Genomic DNA, 23,070 nt, shown 5'->3' with positions numbered 1-23,070 from the left:
TCAACTGACCATATCGGCCGTGCCTAAGCAGAGCAAATGCATTTACCCGGTAACGGCAGGTCTGAGCCGCACACGAGTGTCCGCTTTGGGTCGGTAGTTGCCATTCAGCAACTGAGACGCGACGTTCTCGTTAGCCGGAATGGAAGGATTGGCTGCTCGCGCTAACCAGCTACTCTGCGATGACCACTAAGGGGCAATTGAAAGTCCCACACCACTGTGCGTTACAGGTGGCTAGCTTCCTGTGCGAGGCGCGCCCCGGAAGTGCCGTCTGGTGGAAATCCGGCAGGTTTCCCGGGCCTGCCTGTCGTGCAGCAACCCCGACAAAGAGTGCCGGGTGAGGCTTTCACCAACTGGACTAATCCCGCTGAGCATTCGAAAAACCTTCGCCTGGATTGAGCAATCCAAGCTCCAGGAGTAATGGCACCATTTTTACGCCACGATGACGCGCGGGACCGGACGAGATTTTGCGTTTGCAAACCGCGAATACGATCAGGCCAATACAGACCATTTCGCGGTGTAGTCACGAATGCTCCCCCTCGAGCCGCACATGCCGGCACGCCATGAGCAGCGTCAGGTCGTAGAGGATCTTGAGCACGCCGCAGGCAAGCAGCGGCGCGGTGAGCCACCCCAGCCCGATCAATCCGCTGGCGATGGTCGGCGCGATGGCAGCGGCAAGACTGCGCGGTACCGCCGTCAGGCTCGCGGCAGCCGCTCGTTCGGCCGGCGTGACGACGGCCATGACGTAGGCGCTGCGCGTGGGCACGTCGAGCTGCGACAGGGCGCTACGCAGCAACAACATGAGCAAGGCCAGCGGCAACGACGGCATGAAGGCTGCCGCGATCAGGCACATGCTCGACGGAATGTGCGTGAAAACCATGGTGTTCAGCAGGCCGATCCTGCGCGCCAGTGGCGCCGCCGCCAGTTGCGAGCCGGCGCTGAGCAGGCCCGTGCAGAAAAAGAACTGACCGGCCGCGCCGATGGAAAGATCGAAGCGCGCCATGAGCCAGAGCGTCAGCAAGGCATTGACCACCAGGCCGCCGGCGAACGCGTCGACGCTGAACAGCAGCGCGAGGCGCACGACGATCCAGCGCGATGGTCCCAGCGGCGCGTGGGCGGCGGTCGAGGCCGAAGGGTGCGTGGGCAACTGCCGGTACAGCGCGAGGATCGCCAGCCCCGCCAGTGCGTAGAGGACGAACATGCCGCGCATGGCCGGGAGCGCGTCGACGCCGAGATGTCCGGCAATCCATTCCGGTGCTCCGGCCAGCAATGCCCCGAGGGCGCCGGAGAGCGCTCCGACCAGGCTGTACCGTGCGAACAGCGACGTGCGCGCCCGCGCTTCCGAGGCTTCGGCCAGGCAGGCATGCTCGATGGGCAGGAACAGACTGACATCCCCCGCACTGGGATTCATGGTGCCAAGGAATGCCACGATGAGCAGCGGCCAGAGCGTCGAGAAGCTGGAAAAGCCGATGCCCGTTGCCACCATCACCCCGGCAGCGACCAGCAGCAGCGAGCGACGCGCAAAGCGATTGCCCAGCATGCCGACCAGCATCGTGGCGATCGCCGAGCCCAGCAGCGTCGAGGTGCTGATCAGCCCGACCGAGAGGGTCGACATGCCCAGTGCGAGCAGATAGGCCGGCAGCAGCACCGCAACGAAACCGTCGCAAAAGCCCCGCAGACTCCTCGCCAGCAGCAGCCGCCATACGCCGGCCTCGACGCCTGTCAGCGCCAGCCCTGATCCTAGGCGTGTGATGAGTGGAACCATGGCCGGCCTCCCGAGGTGCATCCGTCTCTCGAATACGGCTTACCCTTTGGATGAAGTATCACTATAGTAGATATCACAACCAAATACGTTGAATACTCTACATGAATACTTGGCTGCTTCTGGTGCTCGGCCTGCCGACTGCCAATTCGACCGAGCGCATGCGTGCCTGGCGAGCGCTCAAGGCCTGCGGCGCGGCGGTGCTGCGCGACGGGGTGTACCTGTTGCCAGAGCGCGTCGGCGGACGGGAAGCCCTCGAAGCCATCGAGCAGGAGGTGCTCGCCATCAGTGGCACCGCCTACCTGCTGACGATCAGTGAACCCGGCGAGCGATTCATCCCGCTGTTCGACCGCAGCGAGGAATACGCCAGGTTGCGCGCCGATATCGCCAACTGCCTCCGCGAACTGACGGACGAGAACGCCCTGCAGACCGCACGGCAGGTCCGCAAGTTGCGCAAGGCATTTGCCCAGTTGACCGCCATCGACTTCTTCCCCAGCGAAGCCAGGCAGCTCACCGACTCGGCCCTGCAGGCGCTGGAAACCGCCATCAGCCGCGCCCTCGCGCCGGACGAGCCGAGCAGCCATGAAGAGACCATCACGCCCTTGGCACCGGAAGACTTCCGGGGTCGCCGCTGGGCGACACGCAAACGCCCCTGGGTCGATCGCCTCGCCAGCGCCTGGCTGATTCGCCGCTTCATCGACCCCACCGCGCAGATCCTCTGGCTGGACTCCCCGCGCGACTGCCCTGCCGATGCGCTGGGCTTCGACTTCGACGGCGCCACCTTCAGCCATGTCGGACAGCGCGTCACCTTCGAAACCCTGCTGGCCAGCTTCCAGCTCGAAAGCCCCGCCCTCAAGCGTACCGCCGCCCTCGTGCACTACCTGGACATCGGTGGCAGCCAGCCCGCCGAGGCATCGGGCATCGAGCGCGTCCTGGCCGGGCTGCGAGAAAGCATCAGCGATGATGACCTGCTGCTACAGGCAGCCAGCGGCATCTTCGATGGCCTGTTGACCGCATTCGCTACTGACGAGAAGAACCATGACTGACTCCACCACGCCTGCCGCCGAGAAGGCGATCGCCCCTGGGGCGCCCATCAGCCTGTTCGAGGCCTTCCTGTTCTGGCTGAAGCTGGGCTTCATCAGTTTCGGCGGCCCGGCGGGACAGATTTCGATCATGCACCAGGAGCTGGTGGAGCGCCGCCGCTGGATCAGTGAGCGCCGGTTCCTCCATGCCCTGAACTACTGCATGCTGCTACCGGGACCGGAAGCCCAGCAGCTCGCCACCTATATCGGCTGGCTGATGCATCGCACCTGGGGCGGCGTGATCGCCGGTGCGCTGTTCGTGCTGCCGTCGCTGTTCATCCTGATCGGCCTGTCCTGGGTCTATGTCGCCTTCGGCGAAGTGCCGGTGGTGGAGGGCATCTTCTACGGCATCAAACCCGCAGTGACGGCCATCGTCGTCCATGCGGCGCACCGCATCGGTTCGCGGGCCCTGAAGAACGCCTGGCTATGGGCTATCGCGGCGGCCTCCTTCGTCGCCATCTTCGCCCTCAACGTGCCCTTCCCGGTTATCGTGCTGATGGCCGCGATCCTCGGCTACATCGGCGGGCGACTGCTGCCGAGCCAGTTCGCCATTGGCGGCAGCCATGGTGCAGCGAAGGCCAGCTACGGCCCCGCGCTGATCGACGATGACACCCCGACGCCCGAACATGCGCGCTTCCGCTGGGGGCGCCTGCTGCGCCTGGCGCTGGTCGGCGCCGCCCTCTGGCTACTGCCCATGGGGCTGCTGACGGCCTCGTTCGGCTGGGAAGGAACCCTGACGCAGATGGGCTGGTTCTTCACCAAGGCGGCCCTGCTGACCTTCGGTGGCGCCTATGCGGTGCTGCCCTATGTCTATCAGGGCGCGGTCGGCCATTACGGCTGGCTGTCGCCCACGCAGATGATCGATGGCCTGGCCCTGGGCGAAACCACGCCGGGGCCGCTGATCATGGTGGTGGCGTTCGTGGGTTTCGTCGGCGGCTACGTGCACCCGATGTTCGGCGCAGACCACCCCTTCCTCGCCGGTGCCATCGCCGCGAGCCTGGTCACCTGGTTCACCTTCCTGCCGTCCTTCCTGTTCATCCTCGCCGGCGGGCCGCTGGTGGAGTCGACGCACAACGAGCTGAAATTCACTGCGCCGCTGACCGGCATCACCGCGGCGGTGGTCGGCGTGATTCTCAACCTGGCGGTGTTCTTTGGTTATCACGTGCTCTGGCCGAAGGGTTTCAGCGGCGCCTTCGACTGGCCTTCGGCCGTGATTGCCATCGCTGCGGCCGTGGCCCTGTTCCGCTTCAAGCGCGGCGTGATCCAGGTCTTGTTCGCCTGTGCCCTGGCCGGGCTGGCGGTGCATTTGCTGCGCGGCTGATCGCCCTGCCGGCCAGCCCGACTGGCCGGCTCCCCCCTACCTCTCGATTCGTACGGACGGGGCGACCCTATCGGGCATGACCACGACGCCCCATCATCGACAGAAGGTACCGTGCCGGCCCGAACTTCATGTGGCCGGTGCGGTAGTGCTCGTCATGAGCCTTGCCAGAAGCGTCAGTCCTTCCGTCAGCTCTTCGAGCGACGGGCCACCGAGACAAAGGCGAATACCTGCCGCCTGGTCACCCGGGTCGACCATGACCGATTCGGGCGGTGTCACCCTGATCCCCACCGAGGCGGCCGCAGTCGCCAGGCGATCGGAAGCGTCACGGGGCATCGGCAGCCAGATGTGATAGGCATCCGGATGCGCAACGAACTCGACCGCGCCAAGGAGCGAAACCGCCAGGTTCGACCGCCGGCGCGCTTCATGGCGCAAGTCCTGCGGGATGGCCGCGATGACGCCGCTGGATAACCACTCCTCCACCACGGCACAGGACAATGGCGACGGCGCCATCGGGACGTCCTGCAGGACTTCCTGCGCTGCGGCGGTCATTTCCGCCGGCAGCGTGAGCATACCGATCCGGAGTCCCGGTCCGATCGACTTGGACAGCCCATTGACGTGGAAGACACGCTCGGGAGCCAGTGCAACGAGCGCTGGCGCCACGGGCGGCCCCAGCGCGTAGACGCCATCCTCGATGATCCAGGCTCCCGACCTCCGGCAGACATCGACGATAGCCTGCCTGCGCGCCATGCCCATGGTTGCCGTGGTCGGGTTGTGCAGCGTCGGCGTGAGGTAGACCGCTCTGATAGCGGTGGATGCGAGGCCTTCGAGCGCTGCTGCGAGCGCCTCCGGCAGCATCCCCTCTGCATCGATCGCGACGCCTTGCATCCGATAGCCTTTGCGCCGCGCCAGCGCTATCGCACCGGGATAGGTGACGCGTTCAGTCAGGATCACCCCGTGAGGGCCGCAGGCCAGATCGAAGGCCAGCGAAATGGCCTGGCGGGCATTACTCGTCAGCGCCAGGTTCGCCGGTTCGACCCTGACACCGAGCGTTTCAAGCCAGCGCGCCAGCAGGCGCCGATGCTCCAGGTGCCCGGCGGGCGGCGAGTAGAGATTGAGATGATCGGCGTCGATCTTCCGCGCGACCCCGGCCAGGGTCCGGGCCAGAAGTCGCGCCGACAGCATGGCCGGCGGCACATTGGAGGAAAGATCGATCTCCCGGTCTTCATGGGCCTGGCGGATTGCCACGAACATGCCCCGGCCCTTGACGCTGCGCACCAGTCCCCGCCGTTCGAGGGCGGCGTAGGCCTTTGTCACTGTCCCCAGGCCGACCCCCAGCTGCCAGGCGAGATCGCGATGGGCCGGCAGACGATCGCCCCCCTTCAATTGCCCCTCGATGATGTCGTCGGCCAGTGCCAGTACCAGCCGCTCGGCGACACTCGCGTCGATCTCCGCGAGGCGCGGCATCCAGGGAGATTGAAGAAGCATGTTTACCGTCCAGTGATTAATAGTGTCGCGTGACACTATTTAAATAGATCAAAAGTGTAACGTGCATTAGGGTTGTCTGCGACATGCAACCGTTTCACCAACCGCCTCGCTGCAATGACGGGGCAACGGAGGGTCAGATGTTCAGCCATGTGACTGTTGGCGCGCGGGACCTCGAGCGGGCCGGCCGTTTCTATGATGCCACCCTCGCACCGCTCGGCCTGACGCGCCGCACTGTCGTGCCCGACGGCGGACCTCCGGCGCTTTGCTGGGTGACAGCGACGGCCCCGCTGCCACGCTTCTACGTCTATATCCCGCGCAATGGCGAACCCTCCACGGTTGGCAACGGCAGCATGGTCGCCTTTCTGGCCCTCTCGGAAGCGGCGGTGAAAGCCGCCTACGCGGCGGGCCTTGCGAGTGGAGGGATGGACGATGGCGTCCCAGGACCACGTCCGCACTATGGCGCTGGCTATTTCGGCGCGTACCTGCGCGATCCCGAGGGGAACAAGGTCCACATCGTCTATCGCGGAGACATCCAGGCATGACGCAGCAGTCGCGCGCGTCCGGCCTCCTGCATGCGTCACGGAGGTTGCCTCAATGATCGGCAGCCCTATCGCCCTCGCCTTTGGCTCCTACTTTCTGGCCGCTGCCAGTCCGGGCCCCAGCAACATGGCAATCATGGGGACTGCAATGCGGGACGGGCGCATCCCCGCCCTCATCCTTGCGTGCGGGGTCATGACGGGCTCGCTCGCCTGGGCAATCCTGGCGGCGACCGGCATCTCCACCCTGCTGGCCACCTATGCCAAGGCGCTTGTCGTCATCAAGGTGCTTGGCGGCCTCTATCTGCTCTACCTGGCGGTGCGCGCCGGCAGGTCCGCCTTGCAGCAGACCCTGGATATCTCCCGCGCGGACACGTCACGAACGCCGCCGCGCTATCTGCCCCTGTACCGCCAAGGCGTGCTCATGCACCTCGGCAATCCGAAGGCGATCATGTCCTGGATGGCGATCATGTCGCTGGGACTGCGGGAGAACGCCCCCAGCGGCACCTTGCCGGCAATCATCGGCGGCTGTGCCGTGCTCGGGATCATCATATTCGGTGGCTACGCCATCCTCTTTTCGACCACCCGGATGATTGCCTTCTACGCCAGGCTCGGCCGCTGGATTCAAGGGCTCTTCTCGGCACTGTTCGCCGTCGCGGGGTTGAAGCTTCTGGTATCCCCAGACTGATGCCCGGATGCGAGTCGAATCGATTGCCCCATCAATACCCATATCGCCACGAATGTGAGGAGCGCTGTTGTGACCTATGAGTTTCAGATGATCGACGTTTTCGGCGCGGAACCTCTTTCCGGTAACCCGCTGGCGGTCGTCATGGGTGCCGATGCGCTCAAGACCGATGACATGCAGCGCCTGACCCGCTGGTTCAACCTGTCGGAGACAGCCTTCCTGCTATCGCCTACGCACCCGGCGGCAGACTACAGGGTCAGGATATTCACGCTGGAAAGAGAAATGCCTTTTGCCGGGCACCCGACATTGGGCAGCTGCCATGCCTGGCTTTCCACTGGGCAGGCGCCGATGAAAGAGGCTGAAATCGTCCAGGAGTGCGGCGTTGGGCTGGTGACCATTCGCCGTGACCAGGGGCTGCTGTCCTTTGGTGCGCCGCCGCTGATTCGTTCCGGTGCTCCCTCGCAGGAAGAATTGAGCGAAGCGGTTCAATTCCTCGGGATCGAGCCGCACGAGGTCATGGATGCCGCCTGGGTCGACAACGGTCCTGGTTGGCTGGGGATCAGGCTGGCCTCGGCGGAACAGGTGCTCGCCCTGAATCCGCAACGCCACTGGCCGCGCAGGATCGACATCGGCGTGGTCGGAGCGCATTCCCATGGCGATGCCGCGTTCGAAGTTCGCGCGTTCTTCAACAATCATCTGGGCAGCATCGTCGAGGACCCGGTCACGGGAAGCCTCAACGCCTCGCTGGCGCAGTGGCTGTCCTCCACCGGCGTGATCGAAGAGGCCTATATCGCCGCCCAGGGCACTCGCCTCGACCGCAAAGGACGCATTCATGTGGCGCGCGACAGCGACGGCCAGTTCTGGATCGGCGGCAAGACCCACACACAGGTTAGCGGCCGACTCCAGGGGCTCCCGTGAGCGTCAGGTATGGTGCAAGCCGCGCGGGAAACAAGGGTGGTCCCGGCAAGCGCCGAAGGCCGCTTCGAAGAAAGTCACCCACTCATCGATTGAGTTCAAACAAGGACTGCCCAACATGTCTTCGGCTCCGGAAAGCCACCCCGTATCCGCCACGGGCACCCTGAAAATGCTGGTGCGCTACAAGGCCTGGGCGAATCAGCTGACGTTCGAAAGCGTGATGAACCTGCCCGCTGGCGAGGCGCTTCGCCCGAGGCAAACGCGCTTTGGAAACATGGTGCATACGCTGAACCACGTTTACGTAGTGGACGACATCTTCAGGCATCACCTGCAAGGCAGGAAGCACCCCTACACCGCCCGCAACACCGAACATCCGTCTCCGCTGGGCGACCTCTGGCACGCGGTTCAGGCGATGGACCGCTGGTACATCGAGCTCGTCGACTCCTGGTCGGCCAAGGACCTGTCGAAAGTCGTCCATTTCGAGTTCGTCGGAGGGGGAAAGGGCGTCATGACACAGGAAGAAATCGTGCTGCATCTGGTCAATCACGCCACCTATCACCGCGGTTTCGTCGGCGACATGATGTATCAGATTCCCTTCACCCCACCCTCGAACGATCTCCCCGTATTCATCCGGGACCACTATCGCAAGGCTCGGTGAGCCTCGCCGCATTGGCAAGCTGGCGTAGGGCGTATAACGCTCCGGGGGCGATCGCGGCACGACTGACGAACGAGGTGTATCGGCGTACAACCGCGAACGGTTGTACGCCCTACGCTCCCGGCCGTTCCGATCATTCCCTAGGAGAGACGGGGGCGCCTAGTCCTTGCTCGCGAACCGCACGGCACGATGTCCCTCGTGGACAGGTGCCACGCCCCGTACTCACCCCAGAATCAGATACGCCTTGCGCACCTTCTCGATGATTTCCCACTCGCCCTGGGTATTCGCGGCGAAGTAGATCGAGTCCCCGGCCTTGAAGGCGATGGGCTCGCCGCCGTCCGGGGTGAACACGCCGCGGCCTTCGATGAAGTAGCTGTACTCGGCCTGCATGATGGCGCGGCGCAGACGGCCCTGAGAGCACTCCCAGAAGCCGCTGGAAGCATTCTGCGAGGCGAGTTCCTGATGCGCGGCAGTGCTGGCCATCGGGATCGGTTCGCCAATCGGGATGCCGGCCCGCGCGGGCTCGGAGAACTGGGCATTGTCGAGACGGAACAGTACGGGGGTCATGGGATTTCCTCAGGCTTTGTCTTCAAGTCCAGCGGGTGCAAACCGGGCCATCAGTAAGTCGAACGGATTCGCCGGCTTGCCGTTGAGTTCGGCGCGTTCCTTGCGAATCACGGCCTTGCGCACCATCGAGCCACCGATGAAACGCACCGGCTCGGGCGGGAACGGCTTGCAGCGGCGGCCGACCAGGGCGCAACCGCTCCACGGGTCCTTCCGCCCCAGTGCGAGGCTGGCCAGGATGCGCCCACCCAGGCGGCTCGGGCCGACGCCATTGCCGCTCCAGCCGATGCCGTAGTGGATGTTGTCGCTGCCGGCAATGCGGCCGAACACCGGCAGGCTGTCGTAGGTGCGGTCGATCGGGCCGGACCAGGAATGGGTGATCAGCGCGTCGTTGAGCATCGGGTAGGCGCGGCGCAGGTCGGCTTCGGTCAGGGCGATGCCCTCACGGTCTTCGCTGAACACCGGCCCCATCTTCGAGCCGTAGCTCAGCGAGCCGGTGCCCTTGCCGAAGGCGATGCGCTCGTCGGGCGTGGTGCGGTAGTAGTCGACCAGCAGCTGCGAGTCGGTGATGGCTTCCGCCCCGCTCCACCCCATGCTTTCCAGGCGCTGGCCCAGCGGCTGGGTCACCACGATGGAGCTGCCCACCGGCACGAACAGCTTCGCAAGCTCCGGGATGGCGGCAGACCAGGCGTTGGTCGCCAGCACCACCTGTCCGGCTTCAACCCGGCCGTTCGCCGTGAGGAGACGCACCGGGCGCCCCGGCTGAATCTCGGTAACCGGCGTGTTCTCGAAAATCTCGACGCCCGCTTCGAGCGCCACGCGCCGCATGCCACGGACCAGGGCGGCCGGCTGCACGGTGGCATTGCTGCGCTCCAGCACGCCGGCAATGTGCACGTCGGACCCGGAGCGCCTGGCCACCTCCTCGCGGGACAGCCGTTCGAACGGGTGGAAACCCAGGCGCTCGCAGGCGGCCAGGGTGGCGTTCCAGCTATCGACGTGGGCCTTGCAGGTCGCCGTCCAGAGCCAGCCCTTCTGGCGGAAAGCGGCGTCGATCCGGTGGCGTTCGCAGAACTCGCCCAGTTCCTGGATCGCGCGCTCCGCGCTGGTCGCCAGGAAGGTCGCCTGCTCGCTGGAACAGAACGAGGTGAGCGACTGGATCTTCGGCCACCAGGACATCACGAACCCGCCATTGCGTCCCGACGCACCACCGCCGCAAATGTCCTGTTCCAGCACCAGGACCCGGCAATCGGGCTCGTGCTCCTTGATCGTCAGCGCAGTCCAGAGGCCGACGAAGCCTCCGCCGACGATCACGATATCGGCCCGATGGTTGCCCGAGAGCGGGGACGGCAACTTCAAGTCGGGCTCGGCGGAGAGCATCCAGAAACTGCGTTTCAGCGGCGGCACGGCTGGGAATTTCATGGCAGGTCCCTTGGCAGGTGAAATCGTCGGTCGCGCCAGCCAGGCGATACCCATCCCGGCAGGACAACCCGGTGGCTGGCGATGGGTCCGGAGGCTATCCGCAGGCAATCTAAAAAACAACGATATTTTTTACTTTGAGAAAATTTATAAGTTATTTTTTAACAAAGCAGATTTCTCCTATTTATCGTCCTTTTCTTCCTAGCCGACCGCTCGCCGGCCCCCGAACAATCTGCCCAGGCCGGACACATCGGCCGTGCTGACAAGACAGGAGGGACCGCCGTGGACATACAGCGCAAAGGCCGCAACGCCCGCTACAGCCAGTGCGTGCGCTTCAACGACTGCATCGAAACCTCGGGCATCGTCGCCCGTGATACGAGCCTGGACATCGCCGGGCAGACCCGCGATGTGCTGGAACAACTGGAGGCCGTCCTGGCCCTGGCCGGCGTCGACAGGGGCCGCCTTATCCGGGTGCAGATCTGGCTGGCCGACATGGCCGAGTTCGACGCCATGAATCGCATCTACGACGCCTGGGTGGACCCGCAACATCCGCCGGCGCGCGCCTGCGTCGGCGCGTCCCTGGCCGACAGCCGCTACCGCCTGGAGATCCAGGCCAGCGCGGCGGCCTGACAGCCCTTTCCGTAACAGCTCTCCCCCTCATTAGAAGAACAACCACACCTGGAGGTGCCTGTGCTGCATGACGTCGTCTTCCTTGACCGTGACGCTTTCTCCGCGAGCGTGAAGATCCGGGAACTGCCCTTCCCCCACCGGTGGAGCTGCCACGACTACACCGCGCCCGACGAGATGGTGGCGCGCCTGTCCACCGCCACCGTGGCCATCACCGGCGGCGTGCCGATCTCGGTGGCGCAACTGGAGCAACTGCCGTCGCTGCGCATGATCTCGCTGGCCCTGACCGGCACCGATATCGTCGACCTGGACTACTGCCGCCGGCGCGGCATCCACGTCACCAATGTCCCCGGCTACGGCACCCACACCGTGGCCGAACACACGCTGGCGATGATCTTCGAGCTGCTGCGCAACGTCGGCCGCTACCACCGCCTGCTGATGGATGAACGCCAGCGCGGCCAGGCGCTGCAGCCGTTCTACCTCGACTACCCGATCCGCGACCTGCGCGGCAAGGTGCTGGGCATCGTCGGCCATGGCCCCATCGCCCAGCGCCTGGCCGACCTCGCCTCGCGCCTGGAGATGGACGTGTACTTCCACGACCGCGACGGCCACTACCAGGGCGAGCGCTACCTACCCCTGCAGGCTTTGCTCGCCCGCAGCGACGTGGTCTCCCTCAACTGCCCGCTGACACCGCAGACCCGCGGCCTGCTGGGCCGCCAGCAGTTCGAATGGATGAAGAAAGATGCGGTGCTGATCAACACCGCACGCGGTGCTGTGATCAACGAGCCGGACCTGATCTGGGCACTGCAGAACGGCGAGATCGCCGGCGCCGCGCTCGATGTCGTGACCCATGAGCCGCTCACGCTCGATGAACCGCTGCTGCACCTGGCCGCCACCCACAACCTGATCCTCAACCCCCACGTTGCCTGGAGCAGCGCCGAAGCCATGCAAGGGCTGCTGGATGCCGCGCTGGACAATGTCACGGCCTTCGTCACCCGGACGGCCTGATCGCCCTTCCTTACCCTGACAAGAACAACAAGAGGTAAGTCATGCAAAGCGTCGATATCTCGAATTCCCCTGCCTCCGAACACTCCCGCGTACGCCCGCTGCACCTCCAGGCCGCGGTCGGCGGTGTCGGCGGCCAGTTCTGCGATGGCTATGTGCTGGGCATCATCGGCATCGCCATCAGCCTGGCGACCACCCCGCTGGGGCTGGATGCCCTGTGGCTCGGCCTGCTCGGTGGCGCGGCCCTGATCGGCCTGTTCCTCGGCAGCCTGCTCACCGGCCCGCTGGCCGACCGCTACGGGCGCAAGCACATCTATCGCTGGAACATGGCGCTGTTCTTCGGCGCCTCCATCGCCCAGTTCTTCGTCCAGGACGCCCAGCAGCTGCTGGTCCTGCGCCTGCTGCTGGGCTTCGCCCTGGGCTCGGACTTCGTCGTCGGCGTCTCGCTGGTGGCGGAGCTGGTGCCCCGGCGTTTCCGCGGCCCCCTGCTGGCGTTGATGGCGGTGTCCTGGACGCTCGGCTTCACCCTCTCCTACATCGTCGGCTATCTGATGCAGTCATGGGGCGATGACGCCTGGCGCTGGATTCTCGCCAGCAGCGCGGTGCCGTCCCTGTTGGTGCTGCTGGTGCGCCAGGGCACACCGGAGTCGCCACTATGGCTGATGAAACAGGGCCGCCATTCCGAAGCGCAGCGGGTCATCGAACGCCTGGGCGGCTGTGACCTGCCGGAGGACGAACGCGGCAAGGCGAAGGCCTCCTGGGGCCAGCTGTTCAGCCCGGAACACCGGCGCCGCACCCTGGTCGGCATGGTGTTCTACACCTGCCAGGTGATCCCCTACTTCGCCATGAGCACCTTCATCCCGAGGATTCTCGACGCGTTGAAGATCGAGGACAGCTACACCGGCGGGCTGATCTACAACATCTTCCTGCTGGCCGGATCGGTGGTCGGCCTGCTGCTGATCAACCTGCTCACTCGTCGCGCCTTCCTCATCGGCACCTTCAGCATCAACGCCGTCGCGCTGTTCGTCCTGGCGAGCTGGAGCGGCATGCCGGGGCTGTACGTGGTGGGCGTGTTCGCGGTGTTCGCCTTCGTCATGGCGGCCTCCGGGGTGCTGGAGTTCGCCTACACCTCCGAGCTGTTCCCCACCGAACTGCGCGCTTCGGGCGTCGGCATCTCGGTGGCCGCCAGCCGCATCGGCGCCGCCTCCTGCACCTTCATCCTGCCAGTGGTGATGGAACGCTTCGGCGCCTCGGCGGCGATTGGCATCTGCGTCACGGCGCTGGTCATCGGCGCGCTGGTCTGTCAGCGCTGGGCGCCGGAAACCAACCCGCGCTACGTGGGCTGATCCACTGCGCCAACCCGGCCCGCCAGCGCAATACGTTGGCGGGCCGTTGGCGTTCTCTCATTGCAGACGTTCGGCGTTGTGCCGCAGCTTGCGGAACAGGTGCGGGGTCTCGCCATAGCTCTTGCGGAACTGCTGGATGAAATGCGAGGCGTCGGAGAAGCCCGTGGCATAGGCGATCTGCGTCACGTGCAGGCTGGTGTCGCTGAGCAGCTTGCGCGCTTCCTGCAGCCGCAGCTTGCGCCAGAACTGCGCGGGCGGCTGGCCGGCATTGGCCAGGAAGGCACGATTCAACTGCCGCTCGTTGCTGCCCAGTTGCAGGGCCAGCTCCCGGATCGTGCAATGGCTGTCGAGATGCGCGCGCATGTAGTCGAGCGCACGGTGCACCAGCGGGTCCTGGTAGACATGCGCCACGCTGTTGTCGGTGCCGCGCCGGATGTCCTCGTCGGCCACCAGCAGGTATTCCAGGCTCTTCTGCGCGCGGCGCTTGCCGCAGTGACGGCCGATGATCTCCGCCGCCAGTTCGAACGCCGAACCGCCAGGACAGGTGAATACGCCGTTGTCCTCGATGTAGCTCTTGTCGACCACCGTCTGTGTCTCCGGGAACATCGCAGCGAACTGCTCCTGCACGGTGAAGTGCACCGCGCAGCGGCGCCCCTTGAGGATGCCGGCGAGGCCCAGGGTGAAGTAGGAAGCGCACAGCGCCACCAGCGGCACCTTGCGCGCGTGCAGGCGGCGGATGTAGTCGAGCAGCGCAGGCTCCGGGTTCATCACCCCGGACAACAGCCCGCCGGCCAGCACCACGTAGTCGTATTCCGCATCCGGGTCCAGACGCTTGGTCGGCGCAATCGGCAGGCCGCAGCTCGCGCTGACCGGCGCCCCCGTCACGCTCAGCCATTCCCATTGGCAGAGGATCTGCCGGCTGTCGAAGGAACGGTCGGCGGCGAAGCGCAGCGCGTCGACGAAACCGGCCACCGGGGTCAGGGTGAACTGATCGATAAGGACGATGGCAACCCGCAGGTCAGGCTTGAGCACGTGCTCGAGCGACTCCTCATCTGGCACTGGGTGGCTTGGGTTCATCGGCGGTCGGGGCGATAGGCAGGTCGGGGAGTCATCCTATTCGCAAGCCATGCGAGCGGACAACAAGGGGCACGGCCCCGTACCAATTTCGGATGTCCGGGCTGTTCGACAGACAGGCCAGCCACGATTAAGCTGCCGCCCCCCTTCACAAGGAGTGCCAGCAGGATGGCCGGGTCTTATCAGGGAAGCTGCCTGTGCGGCGCGATCAACTACGAACTGCTCTCCCCGCCCAAGGCGTTGAGCCACTGCCATTGCCGCCAGTGCCGGAAAAGCCACGGTGCGGCATTCGCCAGTTACGCCAGCGTGCCGCGCAGCGACCTGCGCCTCCTCAAGGGTGCGGATGCACTCAAATCCTACGCATCGTCCGAATCCGTATTGCGGCAGTTCTGCAGCCATTGCGGCTCGTCGCTGTTCTGGTCGAAGAGTCAGGGGGAGTTTTCCGAGTGGATCTCGATAGCCCTCGGCACCCTGGACACGGCGTTCGCCTCGCACAAGCAAAGGCATGTTCAAGTCGCCTCTAAGGCGCCTTGGTTCGAGCTGTCGGATCACTGGCCGCAGAGCGAGTGACCGCCTTGGTGCGAGAGCCTTCGCTGGCCAATGGCAGCAGTCGGCGGTGCGGTCATGCGCTGCGCTGAGTGGGTGGCTGCAGCCGCAAGCCATCAGGCCAGCGGCTGCTTCTGCGCCCCTAGAACAGATATTTGAACCCCACCATTGCATCGTAGCCGTGGCTGTCACCGTCGAAGGCCTCGCGGTAGCCAGCGGAGACGGTGAAGGTCACTTTCTCACTGGCCTGGTGGTCGACGCCCAGGTTCACCTCACCCCAGGTGCCATCAATGTCGGCCTCGAAGGGGATGTATCCCGACTGCGACGAGAACTCGGTTTTCGGCTGGCCCTTGAACTCGTGCCAGACGCTGGGACGGATCCAGCCCTGAGTACGACGGCGGCTCTTGTCGCTACCTTCTGTTTCCCAGTCCTTCGCGATGCGCACACCGAGACGACCAATCAGGGATTCCACGTCCCGGAAGCGCACATCGGCTCCGACGTCGTCACTGTCGTCGAGATCGACGTAGCTATAGATCACCTGAGCCTGGGGCTCGATCCACAGGTCCTTGTCCGCCTCGAACGGATAACCTCCTTCCAATGATGCCGTGTAGCCCCATCCATCCGTTTTCAGCTTGGACAGCTCATTCGGGCGAGCCTCGATGTCGTACCGGGTAACCTGCAGCACGCCGTCCAGATACCAGCCCTCCGGGCCGAAGTGCGTCCAGTAACCACCCAGGCTGTATGCCCGCAGCGTATCGTCACCGGCATTGCCGCCGGTGTAATGGCTGACACCGGCATCCATGCTGCCAATGGCCAGGGATAAGCCGGCCTGGTCGTGACTACCGTCGGTTCGCTCCTTCCGGTACAGATCGGCGCCGACCTGGAAGGCCGTCAAATCGTAGTTGTACTCAGGGGTGTCGCCGACAGCGTCCTTCCGGTCGCCGTCCTGCTTGCCGCTCCGATAGATAACCCGCCCCCAGCCCAGAGATGGGCCCCAACTCGCCTCATCCTCTGCCGGTCGTTCCTGCCAGGCGGTTGGTCGCTCCTCACCCACACGCTCGTGCAGGGTATCGACCATCGTGCGGCCGTAAACAAGGGCCATCGCCGGAATTGCCCCGTACAAGGACACCTCGGGACGGAAATTCGGGGTGGGCGGCTCCGGTGGCGGGGTCGGAGGCTCCGGCGGAGTGGGAGGATCAGGAGGCGTCGGTTCGATATCCGAGCGCAGGTACCAGGTCTGCGTGCCCGTACCATCCGGCGCGCCACGATAGAGCTGGTACTCGTAGGGGCCAGCCACCACACGCCTGGCCAGGCTGAAGGCGTTGGCGTCGCTGGCAGCGACGGCCGTATTCAGAAGGTTGACCACGGCAATGCCGTTGCCTTCGGTGAGTTCGCCTCTGCCTCCTACGTTGTTCACCAGCAGTCCGGTGGCGCCGCCACTGCCCGTAGCGGTGGAATCCACCACCAGCATGTCCGAGCGGCTGTTGATGCCCCCCTCGTTGAGTTCGGTATTGAGCAGCAGGCGACCGCCATTGGAGACAAACACACCACCTCCATTGCTGCCGGCTACCTGGGCGTTACTGATAAGCAGCACATTCCCAACCGCGCCGCCCCCACCCGTCAGATCGATAAGCCCACTATTGATAAAGTTGCCTACGCCCAGCAATTGGCCCTGCACCGCCCCGCCTTGCACCGGGGCATTGGCGGTTTGTCCCAGGGGTAGGTAGGCGCCCGTCGTGTCGAAGGTCTGGATACCACTGCCCGGCTGGGCCGCCAGGGTGAGCGTACCGCTGTTGTCGATACTGTTGCCGCTGGCAGTGCCGAGATTGCTGACTGCCACGCCCCAGGTATCACGGGTGCCATCGCCGTTGCTGTCGACGAAGTTGCGCAATGCCCAACTGCCCTGGTTGGCGATACTGACCTGCGAAGTCCCTGCATTGATCGACCCGACAATCGCCCCGGCATTGTCGATGGTCACGGTGGCATCGGGGCCGCTGGCATCTCCCAGAACAGCCCGATCACTGAGTGCACCGATGGATCCGGTATTGGTCAGTGTCTGAGTCTCACCGGCCAGGGACACGCCCGTACTCTGGCCCCAGCCACCGAGGATCGCCGCGCTGTTGCTGACGCTTACCGCCCCCCCGACAGTCAGTGCGTCGATGCCCGAGGCGACGCTGCCGTGGGTCGTGATATTGCCGCTGTTCTGCACGTCAATGCTGGCTGCTCCAGAGGCTTGGGCCAGTATCCCCTGACTATTGGTGTCGCCCAGAGTGGTAATTGCCCCCCGGTTGATGATCGTCTGGTTGCCGGTCACCGACAGGGCCCGGATCCCCCGTTGCCTGTCGCCCCTGGCAATCAGCTCACCCCTGTTGTCCACCGTGACGAGGCCTTCACCGGTTCCCGATTTGTAGGTAGTGCCGGCGAGGATGGCGGCACCTGATCCATTCACATCGATCCGAGTCCCAGTGAAGGTGACACTCACATCCTTCCCGCTGCTCTGCGCCTGCAAGCCATAAGCGTCGATGCCGGTGCCTACTCCGCCCGAGCCCTCGGAATGCGTAGTGATGGTACCGGTGGAACTGACCGTTACCCTTCCTTGCAGCGAGGTGGCGTAGATGCCGTTGGCTTGGGTGCTGAGTGTTTCGAGCTTGTTGCCGGTGTAGTTCACCGTCACGTCGCCATCGGTCGAGTCCGCACGGATGGCGCCCGCCCCAGGTCCGGCAGTGGTGATATCGCCGCTGTAGTTAACCTGCGCGTCCTGGGCAGCCGCGATGATGATGCCGGCCCCCCGAGTCGAATTGGGCCCGTTCAGCACGGTGATGTCGCCGCTGCCGGTCAGGCTGAAGTTGCCCGTACCGCGCTTGATGACGTAGATCCCGCGCGAGCCGACCAGATCGGTGGAGTTCCCCACCACCAGATCGCCGTCGTTCTGGATACTGATATCGCCAGTCGCACCGACGTTGTCGTTGACGTAAATGGCGTGGCCGTTGTCGCCGGTCGTCGTGATGTCGCCGCTGTTGACGATATGGATGCTGCCGGTGGTTGAGAGAGAGCGGATACCGAAGCCGTTCTTGCCGTCGGTAGTGATGCGGCCTGTATTGCTGAGGTTGGTAGTACCCGTACCACCCTCCGTGAAGATGCCGAAAGCGTTGAGCCCCCTACCGCTAATGGTGGCGGCGTTGCTCACCGCCGTGTTGCCGTTGATGGCCCTGGTGTGCAGGCCTGCGTGATTACCGGTGCCGGCCTGGGGGTCGTTCTCGTCGTCAATGTTCGGATCGCCGCCGGAAAGCGGGTCGTTGTTGTCGACAGTCAGTTTCACGCCTGCCCCGACAGTGGCATTTACGTTGCCACTGCCAGCAGCCTTCAACCAGATGTTGTTGCCGCCATAGGTGGTAATGGAGCCCGTTCCCCCGTGCTGGAAGCTGATGTCGCCACCTCCGCTGGCATTGATATCGATCCCGTCGTGCTCAGTGCCTGGCACGCGGTTTTCGATGCTCACTTCAGCGCCATCGCTCACCACGAGGGACGAGGTTCCGGAATTGGTATTGATGATGGCCACTGCATCCTGGCCACTGCCAGCCAGACGGACAAGGTTGCTTCCGCTTTGGAAATTGATTAACGCCTGTCCGAGCCCGGCACTACCGCCAAGTATCTGGGCCTGAACGGCACTTGCCGCAGTCGGGGGCGAGCTCTGAATACTGGTGCCGTTGAGCAGGATGGTGGAGGCTGCGTTGGTCGATCGACTGAGCAGCGAGTTGCCCGCACTGGTTGTGACCTGGGTGCCGGAAACGGTCGTGATTTCCGCTGCGGTCCCGCTCGCAGGAGTGCATGTCTGGGTGGTCGTATAGATTCCGCTCTGTTGGCCGCAGACTGCATGCGCTGACTCGGGCAACAGGGCCAGGGCAAAGGCATTGGCGATGGCAATGCCAAGTGCAGTCTTGACGGCGTGAGGGCTGGAATGCCGCACGGTTGGCGGGGGCATGGCGAACCTCCTTGTTCCGGATACTTCAGTGGCAGTCGCTGCCTCGACCGCACGTCGTACCTCCCTTCTCGTCGCGCACTTCCGCCGTCGGCAATTGTAAGGCAACCATAGCCCAGTGTTTCAGAATCGCAACAGTGAGTGGAGCGATTGGGTATCTGAGTTGCGTTGGAAGTCCGCTTTGGGTCGGCCTCAGCCACTCACAACAAGCGGTAGTTGGTCAGTGGCAGACATACATGGATCTGCCCATTCCACATCCCCTCACTACCCCGTCAGAGCGCCACTCAGAGCAACTCGATGCCGAACCGCCGCACGAACAGCGCGAACAGCCCGAAGCACGCCATGGTGATCACGATGCAGGCGATCAGGGTCGGCCAGAAGCCCAGGCGCGGCAGCAGCAGCGGGAAGGCCAGGAACATCGGGAGCGTGGGCACCACGTACCAGAAGGTGTACCAGGCGTGGTTGGCGATCTTCTCCTGGCTCTGCTGTTCGACGTAGAGCCAGATCAGCGTCAGCACCGTGACCAGCGGCAGTGCGGCTACCAGACCGCCGAGCTTGTCGCTGCGCTTGGCCAGTTCGGACACCAGCACCACGATGCCGGCGGTCAGGAAGTATTTGGTGATGATCCAGGCCATGGTTACTCCAGGGGGCTCGCGGGTGGGGCGCTGCGGTCTGGCTGGCATCCTATCCAGTCCCGGCACCGTGTAGAAGCCGCCTGGTCATCGACCTGGATCGAACACGCATTTCCCCCTCGCGGGCGCCCCCGCCCGACCTCCCCAGCCCCGAAGCTGACAGATTTGTCACCTGCGCCTCATCCAGCCGTTATCCGCGCTCCCTCACGATGCCCGTGGCCCTCGCCACGCCTGGGCGAAAACAACAACAGCAGGCGGTGACAACCACCCTGCCCTTAGGAGCACAACATGTACCGACGCAAACTCCCCCTGGCCACATCCTTGCTGGTCCTGGGCGTCACCACGCCGGCAGTCCACGCCGAGGCTCAACCCGAAGAGAAGGCCGAAGGCTTCCTCGAAGGCGCCAGCCTGGACATCCTCACCCGCAACCTCTACTTCAACCGCGACGCCCGCAAGGGCCAGTCCATGCCGCCTCGCGGCAACGGCTACTCGGAAGTCTGGGCGCAGGGAGTCATGGGCAAGTTCGAGTCCGGCTTCACCCAGGGCACGGTCGGCGTGGGCGTGGACGCCTTCGCCATGCTCGGCTTCCAGCTCGATACCGGCGACGGCCGCAACGGCGACGGCAGTTCGGTGGATGTACTGCCCACCGACAAGGATGGCCGTACCGAGAGCAACTACGCCAAGGCCGGCGGCGCCGCCAAGGTGCGCCTGTGGGACACGGTGCTGAAGGTCGGCGACGTATTCCCGGAGACGCCCGTGGTGCATTACGGTGACTCGCGCCTGCTACCGGAAAGCTTCCGTGGCTTCACCCTGCAGAACACCAGTCTCGACGGGCTGACCCTGCAGGGCGGCCGCCTGCACTCGATGAGCCAGCCGCAGTCGCGGCAGATGGACGACGGCTTCGAGACCTTCTATGCCGGCCCGGTGGATTCGCCGTGGATCGCCTACGGCGGCGGCGATTACAGCATCAACGACCACGCCAGCGTCAGTCTCTACAGCAGCCGGCTGAAGGACGCCTGGAACCAGTACTACTTCGGCAGCGCGCTGAACTTCCCGCTGACCGAGTCGGTGGAGCTGTTCGGCGGCTTCAACTACTACAAGTCGCAGGACGAAGGCCGCGAGCTGCTCGGCGAGTTCAACACCAACATCTGGAGTGCCAACACCGGCGTGCACTTCGGCGCGCACCGCGTGACCCTGAGCTACCAGCGCAACAACGGCGACAACGACTTCGACTACCTGCGCCAGGCCGACTCGATCTACCTGGACAACTCCATCCAGTACAGCGACTTCAACTCGCCGAAGGAGAAGTCCTGGATGGCCCGCTACGACCTCGACATGGCCAGCTACGGCGTGCCCGGCCTGAGCTTCATGACCCGCTATGCACGCGGTAGCGACGCCGACTATTCCAATGCCAACAGCGTGTACATGCGTGAGGACGACAACGGCAATCCGCTCACTGACCAGAAGCGCTGGGAGCGCGACGTCGAGGCCAAGTACGTGGTCCAGACCGGCAGCCTGAAGGACCTGTCGCTGCGCGTACGTCAGGCCACTACCCGGGCGACGGCCTTCGAGTCGGATCTGGATGAGGTGCGCCTGATCGTGGAGTACCCGCTGTCGTTGATGTAAGCCGATACGCCGTGGCGCCTGGCGGACAGATGTCGGAATTGTCAGCTGCGGCTCAGCGTCCTGTTAGGTACCAAGGCGTATAACGGAAAGCATCACCACCCCACGGTCATGGTGATGATCTTCCCCGCAGTACCGCTCCTCTTTCTGGCGCTCCACGTGCCCCTTTGGAGAGAGAGGAACACTCGGCGCCCGAATGGGCGCCTTTTTTTGGCCCTGCCCCCCTCCACTCCCCGGGCCGGCACCGCTGGGCAACTTCAACGCGATCAGCTCCCCGGTCGCTGTCGCCTGTAGGTCAGTTGAAAGACATCCAACTGGAGGTCGTAGTACCAGATCCGCTCGACCATGCCACCCTGCAACTGGACAAAGGCGATCTGGTCCCCCCGAGGAACCAGTCGCGGGCTACTGGAAAGCGGACTGCCTCCCGCATACTGGCGGCGAAAGTCCGTCATGCGATCGAGCACCGACTTGGTATGCAGGGGCATACCGTCAGAGGCTATGAACAGCAGGCTGCCGTCGGTAGTCCAGGCGACGTAGCGATCAGCCACTTCGTCATAGGCCAGTGAATTGATGTCGATGTTGTCCAGGGAGCGGAAGTCCAGCCAACGCCCTGCGTTGGTATCGTAGCGATAGAGGAACCCTTCACCGCCAAGCGAGACGAGAGTGACAAAATGGCGCTTGCTGTCGTAGGCAACCGCTGTCGGCCAGGAAAGGCGCGGGAAGTTGTCCGGCATCTGCAATTCCACCTGCCTCGAGCTGGCGGGGTCGAACACAGTGAAACTATGGCTGACGATCCGGTAGATGCGCTTGTCCTGCTCTGACTTGACGGACTTATCGGGGGACAGGATGACCTGCGCGGTGCCATCCACAGGCCCCTCCAGCGACCATCGGACCTTGTCGAAATCACCATCGGTGAGATCGAAGCGCATGCCCCTGACAGGCGCCTGAGGTTGCTCACCTTGCACGGTGAGGCTGGCTTGCGGAGGGTCGAGCCTGTCTACGGTAATGATATTGGGCAGCGAGTACTCACCACGGAAGACATCCACCTTCTGGATGCCGAATAGACTGTTCACGCCATTGAGAAGCGAGGCGAAGTCCGCGCTGTCCTTCCTGTAGCTATAGGGCAGCTTGGTGCGGTAGACGGGCACCGGGGGATTGCTGCGCACGCTCGAAGGCTCATAGCTCGAGATCAAGATGCCATTGATGAGCGTCCCTTCGCCGGCGTTTACCCTCCAGGCGATCTTTTCGTAGCTGGTCAGCACCAGCAGGACGGACTTGCCAGGGCGATTGATGAACACATTCACCACCGTTCCATTGGCTGCCTGGTCCTTGGCCTCATACCCGGAAATGACCACGACTTCGGCATTTTCAGCCAGGGCCGCGGGTGGCTTAGCCACGGACTGTGGGAGCGCACCGTCGTCGAGCCTTAGCGCAGCAGCGGGCACGGAGGCTGCCGGATTGACGATCGGCCTTGCCGGGGGACTCAAGCGCTGACTCATCAGCACGCGGTTCAGCCGGTGCTCCTGGTAATAGAAGTAAGCCAGGGCGGCGGTGGCCATGATCAGCGCCAGGCAGGTGGCGAGGAGCACCCAGACCAGGACATCTTGCGGACGCGCAGGCGGTGCGCTGGCAATAGCGGCCCGCGCCCGTGCCTGGGCGGCGAGCGCCTGCTCGACCTTGGCATAGATGGCCCCGCAGTTGGGGCAGGCATTGCTGGTCTGGGCATCAGCGAACTGATGCACGTAGCCGCATTTCAGGCAGGTCTTGTCCATCAGCACATCCTTGTGAGGCTGTACTGAAGAATATGGGAGTCCGCCGAT

Annotated in this window: 19 protein-coding genes; 11 read left to right on the top strand and 8 right to left on the bottom strand. The window is 64.3% G+C overall.

Going from position 1 to position 23,070, the window contains the following annotated elements; translation table 11 throughout:
• Positions 1-520: 520 nt before the first annotated feature.
• On the bottom strand, positions 521-1,762 hold the full coding sequence (locus SD196_RS13140; RefSeq protein WP_331314757.1) for an MFS transporter: 1,242 nt from the start codon (positions 1,760-1,762) through the stop codon (positions 521-523).
• Between the two features lie 101 nt (positions 1,763-1,863).
• Between SD196_RS13140 and SD196_RS13135 the strand changes: the two genes are divergently transcribed.
• On the top strand, positions 1,864-2,805 hold the full coding sequence (locus SD196_RS13135) for a chromate resistance protein ChrB domain-containing protein (protein WP_416311615.1): 942 nt from the start codon (positions 1,864-1,866) through the stop codon (positions 2,803-2,805).
• Positions 2,798-4,162 carry a chromate efflux transporter gene (gene chrA, locus SD196_RS13130; protein ID WP_416311614.1) on the top strand — a complete coding sequence of 455 codons (1,365 nt, stop codon included), beginning with the start codon at positions 2,798-2,800 and terminating at the stop codon, positions 4,160-4,162. Before SD196_RS13135 ends, chrA begins: the two co-directional genes overlap by 8 nt.
• A 126-nt stretch (positions 4,163-4,288) precedes the next feature.
• Here chrA and SD196_RS13125 read toward each other — a convergent pair whose 3' ends face one another.
• On the bottom strand, positions 4,289-5,647 hold the full coding sequence (locus SD196_RS13125; RefSeq protein WP_416311613.1) for a PLP-dependent aminotransferase family protein: 1,359 nt from the start codon (positions 5,645-5,647) through the stop codon (positions 4,289-4,291).
• 137 nt (positions 5,648-5,784) lie between these two features.
• Here SD196_RS13125 and SD196_RS13120 point away from each other — a divergent pair, with 137 nt between their 5' ends.
• From SD196_RS13120 to SD196_RS13105, 4 genes are all read left to right on the top strand, one after another.
• Positions 5,785-6,189 carry a VOC family protein gene (locus SD196_RS13120; protein WP_275607244.1) on the top strand — a complete coding sequence of 135 codons (405 nt, stop codon included), beginning with the start codon at positions 5,785-5,787 and terminating at the stop codon, positions 6,187-6,189.
• Positions 6,190-6,241: 52 nt separating this feature from the next.
• Positions 6,242-6,871, top strand: a complete 630-nt coding sequence (locus SD196_RS13115) for a LysE family translocator (protein ID WP_275607245.1) — start codon at positions 6,242-6,244, stop codon at positions 6,869-6,871.
• A gap of 87 nt (positions 6,872-6,958) precedes the next feature.
• A complete protein-coding gene (locus SD196_RS13110; RefSeq protein ID WP_416311612.1) occupies positions 6,959-7,786 on the top strand; it encodes a PhzF family phenazine biosynthesis protein in 828 nt (275 codons plus the stop codon).
• A 115-nt stretch (positions 7,787-7,901) separates the two neighbouring features.
• Positions 7,902-8,441, top strand: a complete 540-nt coding sequence (locus tag SD196_RS13105; RefSeq protein ID WP_416311611.1) for a DinB family protein — start codon at positions 7,902-7,904, stop codon at positions 8,439-8,441.
• 219 nt (positions 8,442-8,660) lie between these two features.
• On the opposite strand, the gene SD196_RS13100 is transcribed toward SD196_RS13105, so the two are convergent.
• Positions 8,661-9,005, bottom strand: a complete 345-nt coding sequence (locus SD196_RS13100) for a cupin domain-containing protein (protein WP_416311610.1) — start codon at positions 9,003-9,005, stop codon at positions 8,661-8,663.
• A gap of 9 nt (positions 9,006-9,014) precedes the next feature.
• A complete protein-coding gene (locus SD196_RS13095; RefSeq protein WP_416311609.1) occupies positions 9,015-10,421 on the bottom strand; it encodes an NAD(P)/FAD-dependent oxidoreductase in 1,407 nt (468 codons plus the stop codon).
• 279 nt (positions 10,422-10,700) lie between these two features.
• Between SD196_RS13095 and SD196_RS13090 the strand changes: the two genes are divergently transcribed.
• Genes SD196_RS13090 through SD196_RS13080 form a run of 3 tightly spaced genes read left to right on the top strand, consistent with a single transcriptional unit; the run spans position 10,701 to position 13,396 of the window.
• The gene (locus tag SD196_RS13090; RefSeq protein ID WP_275607249.1) at positions 10,701-11,048 is read left to right on the top strand and encodes a RidA family protein; all 348 of its coding nucleotides are present in this window, start codon (positions 10,701-10,703) and stop codon (positions 11,046-11,048) included.
• Between the two features lie 60 nt (positions 11,049-11,108).
• Positions 11,109-12,053: an NAD(P)-dependent oxidoreductase gene (locus tag SD196_RS13085; protein ID WP_275607250.1), complete on the top strand. Its 945-nt coding sequence runs from the start codon at positions 11,109-11,111 to the stop codon at positions 12,051-12,053.
• Positions 12,054-12,094: 41 nt separating this feature from the next.
• The gene (locus tag SD196_RS13080) at positions 12,095-13,396 is read left to right on the top strand and encodes an MFS transporter (RefSeq protein WP_331314738.1); all 1,302 of its coding nucleotides are present in this window, start codon (positions 12,095-12,097) and stop codon (positions 13,394-13,396) included.
• A gap of 57 nt (positions 13,397-13,453) precedes the next feature.
• On the opposite strand, the gene SD196_RS13075 is transcribed toward SD196_RS13080, so the two are convergent.
• A complete protein-coding gene (locus SD196_RS13075; RefSeq protein ID WP_275607252.1) occupies positions 13,454-14,428 on the bottom strand; it encodes a GlxA family transcriptional regulator in 975 nt (324 codons plus the stop codon).
• Positions 14,429-14,638: 210 nt separating this feature from the next.
• Between SD196_RS13075 and SD196_RS13070 the strand changes: the two genes are divergently transcribed.
• Positions 14,639-15,040, top strand: coding sequence for a GFA family protein (locus tag SD196_RS13070; protein WP_275607253.1), 402 nt, complete (start codon positions 14,639-14,641; stop codon positions 15,038-15,040).
• A 118-nt stretch (positions 15,041-15,158) separates the two neighbouring features.
• Here SD196_RS13070 and SD196_RS13065 read toward each other — a convergent pair whose 3' ends face one another.
• Both SD196_RS13065 and SD196_RS13060 read right to left on the bottom strand, forming a co-directional pair.
• Positions 15,159-18,998: an autotransporter outer membrane beta-barrel domain-containing protein gene (locus tag SD196_RS13065; RefSeq protein WP_416311608.1), complete on the bottom strand. Its 3,840-nt coding sequence runs from the start codon at positions 18,996-18,998 to the stop codon at positions 15,159-15,161.
• 281 nt (positions 18,999-19,279) lie between these two features.
• On the bottom strand, positions 19,280-19,630 hold the full coding sequence (locus SD196_RS13060; RefSeq protein WP_275607255.1) for a DUF3147 family protein: 351 nt from the start codon (positions 19,628-19,630) through the stop codon (positions 19,280-19,282).
• Positions 19,631-19,915: 285 nt separating this feature from the next.
• On the opposite strand from SD196_RS13060, the gene SD196_RS13055 reads away from it, so the two are divergent.
• Positions 19,916-21,253: an OprD family porin gene (locus tag SD196_RS13055; RefSeq protein WP_416311607.1), complete on the top strand. Its 1,338-nt coding sequence runs from the start codon at positions 19,916-19,918 to the stop codon at positions 21,251-21,253.
• Positions 21,254-21,516: 263 nt separating this feature from the next.
• Here SD196_RS13055 and SD196_RS13050 read toward each other — a convergent pair whose 3' ends face one another.
• Positions 21,517-23,022, bottom strand: coding sequence for a hypothetical protein (locus SD196_RS13050; RefSeq protein WP_416311606.1), 1,506 nt, complete (start codon positions 23,020-23,022; stop codon positions 21,517-21,519).
• Between the last annotated feature and the right edge of the window lie 48 nt (positions 23,023-23,070).

Origin of the sequence: Pseudomonas macauensis (assembly GCF_047902425.1) — a bacterium.
Lineage (GTDB): Bacteria > Pseudomonadota > Gammaproteobacteria > Pseudomonadales > Pseudomonadaceae > Pseudomonas.
Note: the sequence above shows the minus strand (reverse complement) of the source record. Positions and strands in the feature narration are given on the sequence as shown.

Excerpts from the sequence above, each read along its gene's own strand:
- SD196_RS13055 (WP_416311607.1), top strand. The coding sequence starts at position 19,916 with ATGTACCGACGCAAACTCCCCCTGGCCACATCCTTGCTGGTCCTGGGC.
- SD196_RS13140 (WP_331314757.1), bottom strand. The coding sequence starts at position 1,762 with ATGGTTCCACTCATCACACGCCTAGGATCAGGGCTGGCGCTGACAGGC.
- SD196_RS13050 (WP_416311606.1), bottom strand. The coding sequence starts at position 23,022 with ATGGACAAGACCTGCCTGAAATGCGGCTACGTGCATCAGTTCGCTGAT.
- SD196_RS13095 (WP_416311609.1), bottom strand. The coding sequence starts at position 10,421 with ATGAAATTCCCAGCCGTGCCGCCGCTGAAACGCAGTTTCTGGATGCTC.
- SD196_RS13080 (WP_331314738.1), top strand. The coding sequence starts at position 12,095 with ATGCAAAGCGTCGATATCTCGAATTCCCCTGCCTCCGAACACTCCCGC.
- SD196_RS13115 (WP_275607245.1), top strand. The coding sequence starts at position 6,242 with ATGATCGGCAGCCCTATCGCCCTCGCCTTTGGCTCCTACTTTCTGGCC.
- SD196_RS13060 (WP_275607255.1), bottom strand. The coding sequence starts at position 19,630 with ATGGCCTGGATCATCACCAAATACTTCCTGACCGCCGGCATCGTGGTG.
- chrA (WP_416311614.1), top strand. The coding sequence starts at position 2,798 with ATGACTGACTCCACCACGCCTGCCGCCGAGAAGGCGATCGCCCCTGGG.
- SD196_RS13125 (WP_416311613.1), bottom strand. The coding sequence starts at position 5,647 with ATGCTTCTTCAATCTCCCTGGATGCCGCGCCTCGCGGAGATCGACGCG.
- SD196_RS13105 (WP_416311611.1), top strand. The coding sequence starts at position 7,902 with ATGTCTTCGGCTCCGGAAAGCCACCCCGTATCCGCCACGGGCACCCTG.
- SD196_RS13135 (WP_416311615.1), top strand. The coding sequence starts at position 1,864 with ATGAATACTTGGCTGCTTCTGGTGCTCGGCCTGCCGACTGCCAATTCG.
- SD196_RS13065 (WP_416311608.1), bottom strand. The coding sequence starts at position 18,998 with ATGCCCCCGCCAACCGTGCGGCATTCCAGCCCTCACGCCGTCAAGACT.
- SD196_RS13100 (WP_416311610.1), bottom strand. The coding sequence starts at position 9,005 with ATGACCCCCGTACTGTTCCGTCTCGACAATGCCCAGTTCTCCGAGCCC.
- SD196_RS13070 (WP_275607253.1), top strand. The coding sequence starts at position 14,639 with ATGGCCGGGTCTTATCAGGGAAGCTGCCTGTGCGGCGCGATCAACTAC.
- SD196_RS13110 (WP_416311612.1), top strand. The coding sequence starts at position 6,959 with ATGATCGACGTTTTCGGCGCGGAACCTCTTTCCGGTAACCCGCTGGCG.
- SD196_RS13120 (WP_275607244.1), top strand. The coding sequence starts at position 5,785 with ATGTTCAGCCATGTGACTGTTGGCGCGCGGGACCTCGAGCGGGCCGGC.